This window comes from Gilliamella bombicola (assembly GCF_900094945.1).
Lineage (GTDB): Bacteria > Pseudomonadota > Gammaproteobacteria > Enterobacterales > Orbaceae > Gilliamella > Gilliamella bombicola.
Genome location: NZ_FMAQ01000003.1, coordinates 69005 through 81994, shown reverse-complemented (window position 1 = coordinate 81994; position 12990 = coordinate 69005). Strand labels below are relative to the sequence as shown.

Annotated in this window: 8 protein-coding genes; 4 read left to right on the top strand and 4 right to left on the bottom strand. The window is 37.0% G+C overall.

What is annotated here, in order from left to right; all coding sequences use genetic code 11:
- Positions 1–8: 8 nt before the first annotated feature.
- The gene (gene asd / locus GA0061081_RS04235; protein ID WP_091347383.1) at positions 9–857 is read right to left on the bottom strand and encodes an archaetidylserine decarboxylase; all 849 of its coding nucleotides are present in this window, start codon (positions 855–857) and stop codon (positions 9–11) included.
- Between the two features lie 106 nt (positions 858–963).
- Positions 964–2376 carry a sodium:proton antiporter gene (locus GA0061081_RS04230; protein ID WP_091347381.1) on the bottom strand — a complete coding sequence of 471 codons (1413 nt, stop codon included), beginning with the start codon at positions 2374–2376 and terminating at the stop codon, positions 964–966.
- A 348-nt stretch (positions 2377–2724) separates the two neighbouring features.
- On the opposite strand from GA0061081_RS04230, the gene GA0061081_RS04225 reads away from it, so the two are divergent.
- The 3 genes from GA0061081_RS04225 (at position 2725) to dld (ending at position 8337) form a co-directional block, all read left to right on the top strand.
- Positions 2725–4353 (top strand): hypothetical protein, encoded by a 1629-nt coding sequence (locus GA0061081_RS04225; protein WP_141683332.1) that lies wholly within the window; start codon positions 2725–2727, stop codon positions 4351–4353.
- Positions 4354–5482: 1129 nt separating this feature from the next.
- On the top strand, positions 5483–6457 hold the full coding sequence (rlmF, locus tag GA0061081_RS04220) for a 23S rRNA (adenine(1618)-N(6))-methyltransferase RlmF (protein WP_091347377.1): 975 nt from the start codon (positions 5483–5485) through the stop codon (positions 6455–6457).
- Positions 6458–6639: 182 nt separating this feature from the next.
- Positions 6640–8337 (top strand): D-lactate dehydrogenase, encoded by a 1698-nt coding sequence (gene dld, locus GA0061081_RS04215; RefSeq protein WP_091347375.1) that lies wholly within the window; start codon positions 6640–6642, stop codon positions 8335–8337.
- 107 nt (positions 8338–8444) lie between these two features.
- Here the strand turns inward: dld and mutS are convergent, their stop codons facing one another.
- Positions 8445–11003 (bottom strand): DNA mismatch repair protein MutS, encoded by a 2559-nt coding sequence (gene mutS, locus GA0061081_RS04210; protein ID WP_091347373.1) that lies wholly within the window; start codon positions 11001–11003, stop codon positions 8445–8447.
- Positions 11004–11602: 599 nt separating this feature from the next.
- Here mutS and GA0061081_RS04205 point away from each other — a divergent pair.
- Complete coding sequence (locus GA0061081_RS04205; protein ID WP_141683331.1) at positions 11603–12064, top strand: hypothetical protein; 462 nt, start codon at positions 11603–11605, stop codon at positions 12062–12064.
- A gap of 260 nt (positions 12065–12324) precedes the next feature.
- Here GA0061081_RS04205 and GA0061081_RS04200 read toward each other — a convergent pair whose 3' ends face one another.
- Complete coding sequence (locus GA0061081_RS04200; RefSeq protein ID WP_091347369.1) at positions 12325–12933, bottom strand: hypothetical protein; 609 nt, start codon at positions 12931–12933, stop codon at positions 12325–12327.
- Positions 12934–12990: the final 57 nt, after the last annotated feature.

Below are 12990 nucleotides of genomic sequence, written 5' to 3'. Positions count from 1 at the left end.
ACATAAAGCTATATCCTATCGGCTAATTTTTGACCCATGCGAGCAATATTACCCACTTTAAGGTGACTATCAAACTCAATTGCATTTGACGCAAATAAAGTAATTACGGTCGAACCTAATTTAAAGCACCCCATATCTTGCCCTTTAGTTAATTTTATCTCATTGTCATAAGTCCAGCGTTTCATGATACCTTCACGTGGAGGAGTGATAATGCCTTCCCATGGTACTTCAATGCTACCAACAATGGTTGCACCAACTAAAATTTGTGCCATTGGCCCCAATTCTGTTTCAAATAAGCAAATCACACGCTCATTACGCGCAAAAATATTCGGAATGCTTTCAGTTGTTGCTTTATTGACTGAAAATAGCGAACCTGGAACATAAATCATCTCACGCAAAATACCATCGCAAGGCATATGAAAACGGTGATAATTTTTAGGTGATAAGTAAGTTGTGGCATATAAACCATTTTTAAAAAACTTGATCATATCAGGATGACAAGCAAGTAGTGATTCTAAAGAATAAAAATGCCCTTTAGCCTGTAATAACTGAGTATCTTGAATAGTACCAAACTGACTAATCACCCCATCAGCTGGCATCACAACTACACTATCGCCAGCATCTACAGGCCGTGCATCCTCGTTTAATTCACGAGAAAAAAAATCATTAAAGGTTTTAAACGCTTTAACATCGTTAATTTTTGCTTCACTCAAATCCACTTTATACAGTTTACAAAAGCCCATAATCATCCATGTAGTCACTTTTCCCAACTGTTTTTTTGCTAGCCAACCAAAAATAACGGTTAATAGCTGTTTAGGAAGAAGATACTGAATAATTGCTTTTAACTGATTTAACATATATAACTCTCAAAATTACGGTAGAAACGTTGCATTATACCAAGATTTATACACAAAGTGTAAAACTCATAAAATCAATAATATATAATATTTATAACCAAATAAATTAAAAAAACACAAAAAATACCAAATCATCAATAATAAATACCGGAATTAAAATACATATTGACCATTTCATATAGCCAAAAAAGCTTGGCATATTGATTTTGTTTTGAGTAGCAATACTTTTGACCATAAAATTAGGAGCATTGCCGATATAGCTAAGTGCACCCATAAAAACCGAACCCATTGAGATAGCAAGCAAGGTCTTTTCTAATGCGGTCATCAAAGTATTGGTATCGCCCGAAGCTAGATTGAAAAACACCAAATAAGTTGGCGCATTATCTAAAAAACCTGACAACAATCCAGATAACCAAAAATACATGCTATTAATGGGATCGCCTTGATCTGTGGTAACTAGTGATAGCAAAGGTGCTAAAGCGCCATCGTTACCAGCACGCAAAATGGCTAGCACGGGCACAATGGTGATAAAAATTCCCATAAACAGCTTGGCTACTTCGATAATAGGTTCCCAATTAAATTCGTTACCTGCGCGTACTTGTTTGGGCGTAATTAATATTGAAATGAGAGTAATTATAATAAACATAATATCACGAATTAAATTGGGTAAAGTTATATGCGAACCCAAAATCTCAATGTCAACCGATGAGCGCCAAATGCCTGACATCAGTACACAAGTGATAATTACCAGCAATAAAAGAAAGTTTTTTACACCATAAACCTTAATAGTGCTAGCTTTGGGAGTCGAAGTTAGCGCAAGTGAATTGTCATATTGGATGCGAAAGTAGTGGCAATCAATCTTATAATAAATTGCTAATAACAAAATTGAACTAAGCAAAACTGGCAATAGCATATGCTTAACCGTCCACCCAAAATTAACACCTTTTAAAAAACCAATAAATAAAGGTGGATCACCTAGTGGTGTTAGTCCACCACCAATATTCGCCACTAAAAAGATAAAAAAGACAATCGTATGTACAGCGTAATTTCGATCACGATTAGCTCTAATTATCGGTCGAATCATTAACATAGCAGCGCCAGTTGTACCCATGATTGACGCTAACAAAGTTCCTATTGCCAACAAACCAACGTTGAGTTTAGGCGTACTAAGCACATCGCTTTTAATTAAAATCCCCCCCGAAACAGTAAACAGTGCTAGCAGTAATAAAATAAAAGGGATGTATTCCGCTATTATTGCATGAACGGTAAGATGAATTGTTGTTTGCAAACCAAAAAAGCATAAGGCAAACAGCAAAAAAAGCATCGTCCAACACATTGTTATTTTGCCATAATGATGGTGCCATAATCGCGGCAAAAATAATGGCAATAACGCAATAGAAAGCAAAATCCCCACAAAAGGGATCCCCCAACAAATTGATAAATCATCACCGCTAAAATCGACAGCAAAAAGGTCAAAAGGTACTAGTGTTAAAATGATAAAGGAATAGAGGGTTTTCATTAAGGTTGGTATTTTGATTTTAAAGTGACGCAAATTATAACAAAGTGTTTGAAGTTTATCGAATTCTAAGATTCTTAGTAAGGATTGGGAATAATATTGTCACGGAATATTAATAATATAAAATCCCCCCCAAAATTATTTCCCCAAAAGCCCGCCAACGTAGGTTGACTCAATCTTTAACAAAACTTTACAAATTTTTAACGGAAAAACTAGCGCATTATTAATCAAGCGACTATAATTTAGGAGCTTTCAAAGCAAGGGAAAGCTCGTTAGTTGAGCAGTTAGTTATAAAAAGTGTAAATAAAACAAAAATTTACTTGACAGGATGATCGAAATGCGTTACCATTTATGGCACATGGCACATGGCACATGGCCTGCCAAACCTACGCCCTAAATCTTTTTCAATTTCACCGTAGTCGAAATCAGACACAGTTCTTATTTTCATCACCGAGGTTATCGAGCTCATCGCGCTTGGCGAGATCGTCGGGGTTAAGTTTTTTACTTAGCTTACTTAACTTTTCTAATTTCTTTATCTTACTTAAGTTACCTAGTTTATTTAGGTTATCTAAATTACCAAGCTTACTAAGATTATTTAGATTACCTAGATTGTCGTTGTTCTTCGCGTTGTTATTGTTGTCATATGCAGAGTGTTCTGTGGCATTAACGGCTTATACATCAAAATATATCGTGGGTAGTGCCCCGTATTTAACGTTTGATGGTGGCCAAACAAGGGCCACATCAACGGATAGTTTGTTGTCTATTAAGTTGCAGGATGGCCAAGTCATCACGCCGTCTACTAATACATCAAGTGTATCAAATCCAATAAGATTACCTTATGCAGGAAGTACTTTGGATGATATAGATATGATAGTCCCATCATCGGTTAGTTCAGTGAGTATAAGTGATTTAATCACTAGGTATAATTATTGGCGTGATGATGATGGGGATGGTCAGGGTACAAATGGCGTTACCGCATCGGGGAATATATCGGTATCATTTACGGATAATAATGGTAATACAGTAAGTCGTAGTGATGCATTAGATAAATGTAAGGCTCCTTATAGGGTAACCTTAAGAAGTACAGGGGGATATTTACAAACACGGTACGGGGTTCCTAATAGGACTGATTTTAGCGGTCAGACGGTGACATATTATATCAATCCGTATGACAGTAGTTCTGGTGTTTGTTACTTTGTGAGTCACGCAAGGCCGATTACTTCTTATGGCTCAGGAGATTCCGCCGGCCCAGCTAACATATGGGATTTTCATAAGGGTTTTTTAACTCAGTCTAATGATTCATCCTCTTACGACCGAAATTTTCCTACAACGGGTGCTGATGGGTTGTATTTTGAGTTAGAGATGCCAGAAGGAGTAGATGGACGTCGGTTTACGTGGTCTTCTGTTTCTCGTGGTGGAATAACAGCTACAGTCGATAGTTGGGGTAAGGTAACATTAAGCGGTCCTAGGGCTGATGATACTCAGATAAATTCAAATAATCCTAGTCCGCTTACTCCGTTGTCTTTGCCACAGACCTTTGAATTGGTGGGTAGGGATAGTGCAGGTAATGAGATGAGGTATGGATTTGTGTTAAAGCAGTGGTTTGTCAATCGGGGTGATAAACGGGATACACAGTCTAACCAAATATCTTGGTGTAGAAGTTTGGGTTATCGTTTGGCACGGGTAAGTGATTTAACTAACGCGAAGTGTGGTATATCTTCTTCATTCCCTTGTGTAAATGGTATAGATAGCGGCACGCCTAGTTCATCTGTTAATCGTTACATGCGTCACATAGGTGCTGGTTTTTTCGCGGAGTGGGGCCGCATGTCCAGCTACTATGATACGGGCTTATTCGGCGGCACCTACTGGACAAGCGACGTATCAGGTAGCCATGCCTTCACTGTCAACTCGTTCTACGGCAATGTCGACCGCTACAATCTCAGCAGCCTCAGCATTTACACTGTTTGCATCGCACCTTAGCTTTTATATCTTAGTCCTTAATCCTTAGGCCGCGGGGGCGGTTATGGTGCAGATAGAGGATAATCTAACAAAGAATAAAGCCCCCGCGTAAGTTGGGGCATTTTCCCTTAGAGTTGCACTGTGGCGGCGAAGCCACAATCGGCGCCCCCACCACCCACACTAAAAGCGTGGCTGGCGTGGGGGCAGGGGGAAATAAATAAGAATAACCAAGCAGTTGGTGGTAAGGATAAGTGTTTGTTGTGTACTTTAATACAGTGGTGTTAATTCAACTGATGGCATCTATTAAATGCTAGGCATAATATGCCTACCAGTAAAATGAGCACTACTGGCACAGCACTTATTCATCATCCAAGCTTTTTACCTGAAATTGTCACGCAAGCTTGCTGATAAAAGTAATAAAGTAAGGGGATACGGCTAAATCAGCGACATACGCATCTTAGGTTGCAACTTCCCGACTGGAGTGCGAATGGTTTTTGATTTTAGTTATATCAAAAAACACCAACTGACTTGGCCCTAAAAACAAAGTTAAAAAAAACACACGGTAATCTATAAAAATAACATAGTAAAAATCGGTCAGGAAAGGTATTGATTTTATTGAAGTTTTTATTTTGCTGTTTTTAAGCTAAATCAATCACTTACACAACCTAAGCAAAGCGTCAGCATACAACAAATCAACAAAACCACGAATAAAGCACTTTAATAACAGCCATTTAATTACCAAAAAAAACGGTCAGAAAAGGTACTGATTTTATTAAAGTTTTTCGGTTGTTTTTTAACAAAAACCGCCTTATAAAAACACAATAACCCTTCTCAAAAACGATGGTTATGTTGTTTGTCCTATTCCGGCATCAGGCAGCCGAAGGCCAAATTCTGCAGCCAAGCGCAGGATTGCAAAGGGAATTCACTTTATTTCCCTGACTCGGACGTGGTCGCTGTAGCTATTTTATTCATCAAAAGTCAAAACGTCCGAACCCCCTGCACCTAATCCATAATCATATCCACCAAAATAAAAAAACTTTATTTTACCCCCACCATGACAATTCTGATCAACTTATAGGTTCAGTTTTCGTATATTGCAGTTAAGCCGTTATAATAGCGATTATTTGATTTTGAATAAAATAGGACAACCGTGCAAACCTCATTAAAAAAGCCCCAATTACATTGCCGAAACAAACATCGAAACGGTTATGATTTTGCAAAACTCATCAATAGACTTCCAGAATTGTCTCAATATGTAAAGCCGAATCCATATGGCAATGTATCGATCGATTTTGCCGATCCGCTGGCGGTTAAAATGTTAAATAAAGCGTTGTTATTTAATGATTACCAAATGAATTATTGGGATATTCCAGATGGTTACTTATGTCCGCCCATTCCCGGTCGAGCGGATTATATTCACTATTTAGCCGATTTATTGGCACAAGATAATCAAAATAGCATTCCGACAGGTAAGCAAATTCGCGTTTTAGATATTGGCGTTGGTGCCAATGTGATTTACCCCATTATTGGTTGTGCTGAATATGGTTGGTCGTTTGTGGGAAGCGATATCAATCCAGCGGCTATCAAGGTTACCTCGTTAATAATACAAGCCAATGCGTTACTAAAAAACACCGTGCAGTGTCGATTACAAAAAGATAGTCAAGCCATTTTTAAGCATATTATTAAGCCTAACGAATTTTATGCGTTAACGCTATGTAATCCACCTTTCCATGCTTCGGAACAAGATGCGCAGGCAAGTGCACAAACCAAACTGAAGAAGTTAGGTAAATTAACGCATTCAAACCCAAAAACCATACTTAACTTTGGTGGGCAACATGCTGAGTTATGGTGCAAAGGGGGCGAGGCCGCTTTTATTGCTAATATGATTCGCGAAAGTATTGAATATAAAACCCAATGCCTGTGGTTTACGTCATTAGTGTCGAAAAAAGAGACTTTATCGTTAATCAACAAAAAGTTGAAACAAGCCAATGTCGTTCAAAGCCATATTATTCCCATGGCACAAGGGCAAAAAATTAGCAGATTTGTCGCGTGGACTTTTTTTGATCAACATGAGCGCCAACAAATTTTGTTAAAAAATGCCCAAAAGGGAGAGCAAGCACAATAAATTAGTCCACTTTTTTGTTATTCAAGTTGGGCAGATTTTGTTGTAAAAAGTAGCTTAAATACGTTTAGTTTATTCTAATAAAATACCGATAGCTTATTGTATTGCTTTTGGTTAAGATGGGTGGTTATTTAATAACCATTATTAACACAACCCAATCTTCAATATGCATAGGAAATACCGATATGAAAAGTAATCAAACAGCTCAACTCATTGAGCAGCTACAAGGTATTGTTGGACATAAATATACTTTAACGAACCCTAACCGTACGTTACCTTATCGTCAAGGTATTCGTTTTGGTGAGGGTGATGCATTGGCCGTTGTCTTACCCGGGACGTTAGTCGAGCAGTGGCAGGTATTAAAAGCGTGTGTTGAAGCGGACGTGATTGTTATCACACAATCAGCCAATACGGGCTTAACAGGGGGATCTACCCCAGATGGTAATGATTATGATCGTCCCATTGTGATTGTCAGTACTCGTCGATTAGATGGTATTAAGGTGATTGAAAATGGTGAGCAGGTTGTTTGTTTGCCGGGTAGTACATTATTTAGGTTAGAAAAAGAGTTAAAAAAATATCATCGTGGACCTCATTCGGTCATTGGTTCATCTTGCATTGGCGCTTCTGTGATGGGAGGGGTCTGTAATAATTCTGGTGGCGCACTTATTCAGCGTGGGCCTGCGTATACACAAATGGCAGTGTTTGCGCAATTAGACCAGCAAGGGCAGTTGCGCTTAGTGAATCATTTAGGGATTGAACTGGGGGATGATCCAGAAACGATTTTACAGAACCTACAAAATCATACCTATACCGATAAGGATATTAAACGTGATGCTGGTTTAGGGCATGATCATCATTATTGTGATCATGTTCGTGAAATTGATGCTGATACGCCTGCACGATTTAATGCTGATCCCGCTCGTCATTATGAAGCATCAGGTAGTGCAGGGCGCTTGATGGTTTTTGCGGTGCGTCTTGATACTTTTCCACTTGAGCAAAAATCGGCAGTATTTTATATCGGTACCAATGATATTAATGAACTAAATGGTATTCGTCGCCATATTTTAGGGCAGTTTAAAACGTTGCCTGTGTCGGGTGAATATATACATCGTGTGGCGTTTGATATTGCTGCGGTTTATGGAAAACCGACCTTTTTAGCTATTAAGAAGTTAGGTACCGATATGATGCCGCGCATGTTTGTTTTTAAAAATTGGGTTGATCGTGTTACGGCGAAAATTCCATTCTTCCCTAAAAACTTTTCGGATCGGTTTTCTATATTTGCTTGCAAATTTTTACCTAATCATTTACCAAAGTCGTTGCGTGATTATCGTGATCGTTATGAACATCATCTTATTTTAAAGATGGCAGATGACGGGATTGCTGAAGCTGAAGCTTTTTTGAAAGACTATTTTCAAAATAAAAATGGTAATTATTTTTTGTGTAATGAAAAAGAGGCCGAAGCGGCTATGTTACACCGTTTTGCAGCCGCTGGTGCCGCAACGTCTTACCGAAATGTACATAGCAAAACAGTAGAAAACATTGTTGCATTAGATATTGCACTAAGGCGTAATGATACCGATTGGTTTGAAACACTGCCAGAAAACATCGATCAAAACTTTATTTACAAAATGTATTATGGGCATTTTTTCTGTTATGTGTTTCATCAAGATTATATTGCTAAAAAAGGGGTAGATTGCGATAAAGTTAAGGAGGAGATTTTAGCATTGCTTGATCAGCGTGGTGCGCAATATCCAGCCGAGCACAATGTGGGGCATTTGTATCATGCCAATGAGGATTTGAAAAAATTCTATCAAGAGCTTGATCCTACAAACAGTCTTAATCCGGGCATAGGTAAAACATCTAAGAAGAAAAATTGGGCTTAATTTTTTAAATTCTAGATGCTATTAATAATTAAAACCAACCGCTAGAAATCACATCTAGCGGTTTTTTTAGAATAATATCGCAATAGAACAATTAGTGGCTATTTAAATCACACCAACTTTTTTAATTGATATAAAATTTCTAAGGCTTGTTTTGGTGTTAACGCGTCAGGGTCGATCTGTTTTAACGCTTCTTCAACTTCTGAAGGTTCTGGTTCGTTTATAAAAGAGAGTTGTGATTTATCGATGCTGCTGTTAGCCGATTGTTTTGAGATAACTTCTAACTCTTTTAATTTTTGTTTAGCTCGTTTCAAAATCGTTTTAGGCACGCCAGCAAGCCCTGCCACGGCAATTCCGAAACTTTTGCTAGCGGCACCTTCAGAAACTTCGTGGATAAAAGCGACCGTGTTGTCATGTTCAATGGCATCAAAATGGACGTTATAAACGCCTTGCATATGCTCGGGGAGTTGCGTTAGTTCAAAGTAGTGGGTGGCAAATAGTGTCATTGATTGGATTTCATTGGCAAGATTTTCGGCACAGGCCCAAGCAAGCGAAAGCCCATCGTAAGTTGAGGTTCCTCGACCAATTTCATCCATTAATACTAGGCTCTGTTTTGTTGCATTGTGCATAATGTTGGCCGTTTCGGTCATTTCGACCATAAAAGTGGAACGACCAGACGCCAAATCATCAGAAGCACCAATGCGCGTAAAAATGCGATCAACAGGTCCAATTACTGCTTTTGATGCAGGGACAAAGCTACCAATGTAAGCAAGCAATACAATCAATGCGGCTTGGCGCATGTAGGTACTCTTTCCGCCCATATTAGGACCTGTAATAATCAGCATTCGTCTTGTTGGTGAAAGGTGCAGCGAATTGCGAATAAACGGCGTTTGTAGCACTTGTTCAATGACAACATGACGTCCGTCTTGGATCTCAATACCTGCTTGTGTTGACAATGTTGGACGTTGATAATTGAGTGTTAATGCTCGCTCGGCAAGATTAGTTAAAACGTCAAGTTCCGCAATCGCTTCTGCGCTGGTTTGCATATCAGCTAAGTCGGGCATTAATAGATCAAACAGTTGTTCGTAAAGGTGTTTTTCAAGCGTTAATGCTCGACCTTTTGAAGTAAGTACTTTATCTTCGTACTCTTTCAGTTCTGGAATAATATAACGCTCTACATTTTTCAGTGTTTGACGTCTTGTATAATGAATCGGTGCAAGGTGGCTTTGTCCACGACTAATTTGGATGTAATAGCCGTGAACGGCATTAAATCCGACTTTTAATGTATCAATGCCGAGTGTTTCTCGCTCTCTTATTTCAAGTTGTTCAAGGTAATTGGTTGCGCCATCGGCCAGATTACGCAGTTCGTCTAATTCGCTATGATAACCTGTTGCAATCACGCCACCATCACGAATAATCGCCGGTGGCACTTCAACAATTGCGTTATTTAATAATGTTGCAATATGATCAAATTGATTAATGTTGGCACGTAAAGCCTGTAAATAAGGTGAATTAAATTGTCCTAATAAAAGATGTAACTGTGGCAACAAGTTATAAGCATCACGCAAACGCGCAAAATCCCGTGGGCGAGCCGTGTGTAGTGCCAATCTTGCTAAAACACGTTCAAGATCGCCCATTTGTTTTAATAACGGTAATGCGTCATCAATATGATGTTGTAATTCGGCAATGGCATCTTGGCGGTTTTGCAAAATCTTAATATCGCGAATGGGAGAATGCAGCCAGCGCTTAAGCATTCGACTGCCCATAGCGGTTTGCGTTTTATCTAGCACGTCAGCAACAGTATTAGATGTACCGCCCGATAAGTTTTCGGTTATTTCTAAGTTATGGCGTGTTGCGGCATCTAATACCACAAAGTCATATGCTGATTGTTTGATTATTGAACGTATATGGGGTAGTGCGGTGCGCTGGGTATCTTTAACATATTGCAATAAGCAACCGGCCGCACAAAGAGCATAATTGCACGCTTCTACACCAAATCCAACTAAATCGTTAGTGCCAAATTGCAAATTAAGCTGTTGTTTTGCCGTTTCAAGATCAAAGTCCCATTGTGGACGACGGCGCAGACCATGGCGATGTTCAATTAATGGCATGGATTGAAATTCTTCTGGATATAGCAATTCAACAGGATTGGTGCGTTGTAATTCAGCTTGCATTGCTTCGAAACTATCACATTCAAACACATAAAAGCGACCAGAACTAATATCAAGCGTGGCGTAACCATAATGATTTTTATGTTGCCAGATTGAAGCAAGTAAATTATCTTTGCGATCTTCTAACAATGATTCATCACTGACCGTGCCCGGCGTGACAATACGCACAACTTTGCGCTCAACAGGTCCTTTGCTCGTTGCCGGATCGCCAATTTGTTCACAAATAGCCACCGACTCACCTAGCGATATTAACTTGGCTAAATAACTTTCAACCGCATGGTACGGTACACCCGCCATAGGAATCGGTTCACCATTTGACGAGCCACGCTTTGTGAGCGAAATATCTAAAAGCTGCGAGGCACGCTTGGCATCATCATAAAACATCTCATAAAAATCACCCATGCGATAAAAAAGCAAAATATCAGGATTTTCAGCTTTAAGTTTTAAATACTGCTGCATCATTGGGGTGTGGTTGGTAAAATTGTCTTTATTAGTCATGGTGGTATTTCTTTTTACATTTAAAATTCATATGGTTATGTTTTTGTTGTTACAGGTTATTTCAAAAAGTATCAAGTTTTATTATTAAATGCATTTGTAATTGTAATAAATTTTTTTTGAAAAAAAATTATTATATTAGATATATTTTACTATTATTTATGATTGTATCATTATATATAATGCAAAGAAACGAGCGCTCCCATATGGGAATAATAATAAGAGGTTTTTAGTTAATATTAAAAATATGAAAAATGATAGCGTTTAACAGATACAAATGAAAATTGAGGATTGATAGTAAAACGAACTACAATAAATTATTTTAAGTCGTTAAAGTCGACTATTATGAAATGTTTTTACGACGATAATGAATTAGAAAAATTTGTAACGCGGAAAAATAAATGATGATGAAAAAATTAATATTTAGTTTATTAGTATCTATTTCTTTCAGTCCTCATGCTGAAATTAAGGTTAAACGAAACACATTAATTACAAATACGTATAATTGGATTTTATATCCGATGTTAATACCTAATAAACAACCAATTACAAAACAAAAAATCATAATGAGTTTATTAGATACTAATACAATAGTTTATACAATGATTGAATCAAATTCAGATGGTTTAATTGAAAAAGTATTGATTAATGATAAGTCACAAAATGTGAATATCGACTATCGTAAAAAAACAATTCACTACTCAGGCATAGATGCGTCGATTGAGTTAGATAGTAATAATTATATTACTGCCATTTTAGATGAAAATAATGAACAACTAGTATCTATTTCATACCAAGGTGATATTTCTTATAATCAATATGGGGAAGTATTAGAAAGCACTACAAAGACTTCTGTTATTACAGATGATAAATCTAAAATAAATAGTTTTCCAAAAACAGACATGAATATCTGGCAATCAGATAGAAAAGTAGAGAACTTCACACCTAGTGATTTTAAATGTGTTTATTTAAAACATAATGAATATGGTGATTGGACAAGTGGTTATTGTATGACTGATGATGGAGTAAAAAGGAGTACATTTATTCGTGAATTAGAATATTAATTAGATGAGTTAATAATATTGCAAATATTAGATAAAACCAGATAGCTTAAGTAACCAAACAGATTATGTGATTAATTACTGTATTGTCATTAATAAAGAAGCAAATCCCATAGATTAAACTTTTCATAAAAATAATATATATATATTCTTTATTTAGCCTACTTAGCAAAACTATTTTGTTAAGTACAATGGCCTATTAAAATTGTTTATCTTAGAAGTGTTAATGTTAACCTAAAGGATTAGAGGTTAGTGCTTTATTCTTATTTTTTTCCCGATAAATAATCTGAAATAGATACAAATTTATCGTTATGTAATACTAAGCTTACGATTAAAAAAGCTGATGTAAATCCCGCTAATGCTGTGTCAGTTACTCTTTGCGAATGTCTGGTTCTTCTTTCATATTTTTCTCTTTTTAAAGTTATAGAAATTATTAAAGCGATAATAATACAAGTTATTGCGATAAAAGGAATAAACATCTTTGTATAGAAAGCCAATATAAAATCTTGAATATTGTTATTATATAAAAACGTTGCTTTGGCGATAGCAACTAAGAATATGGCAAATGCTGCAATACAAACGTATAGCGTTATGTCTGGTGGTACATTCAACCAATGCATAGTGGCTAAAAAAATGACGGGTACTAGTACTGATGCTATCACAAATCCAACATCGGTATAGTTAGCAAAAACTGTAATTTCGCGTTTGTTGCTTTTATAAATACCATAGGCAGCAATTATAAGTAGGACAACAATTGAAATAAACCATAATAAGTAGTTAGGTTTAGATGTGTTTTGTTGTGTGATTGCAAAACTTGAAATTGGCAAGATTAATATTAACAATGTAAATATTGTTGCGAAGACTTTTCTCATTTTAAATACACCTTATATCATTAAATATATTTTTATTTTTTAGCTTATAAAAGTTAT

What these genes read in the sequence shown, in the direction of transcription:
- asd (WP_091347383.1), bottom strand. Translation starts at nt 857, where the DNA reads ATGTTAAATCAGTTAAAAGCAATTATTCAGTATCTTCTTCCTAAACAG.
- GA0061081_RS04230 (WP_091347381.1), bottom strand. Translation starts at nt 2,376, where the DNA reads ATGAAAACCCTCTATTCCTTTATCATTTTAACACTAGTACCTTTTGAC.
- GA0061081_RS04225 (WP_141683332.1), top strand. Translation starts at nt 2,725, where the DNA reads ATGGCACATGGCACATGGCACATGGCCTGCCAAACCTACGCCCTAAAT.
- dld (WP_091347375.1), top strand. Translation starts at nt 6,640, where the DNA reads ATGAAAAGTAATCAAACAGCTCAACTCATTGAGCAGCTACAAGGTATT.
- mutS (WP_091347373.1), bottom strand. Translation starts at nt 11,003, where the DNA reads ATGACTAATAAAGACAATTTTACCAACCACACCCCAATGATGCAGCAG.
- GA0061081_RS04205 (WP_141683331.1), top strand. Translation starts at nt 11,603, where the DNA reads ATGATTGAATCAAATTCAGATGGTTTAATTGAAAAAGTATTGATTAAT.
- GA0061081_RS04200 (WP_091347369.1), bottom strand. Translation starts at nt 12,933, where the DNA reads ATGAGAAAAGTCTTCGCAACAATATTTACATTGTTAATATTAATCTTG.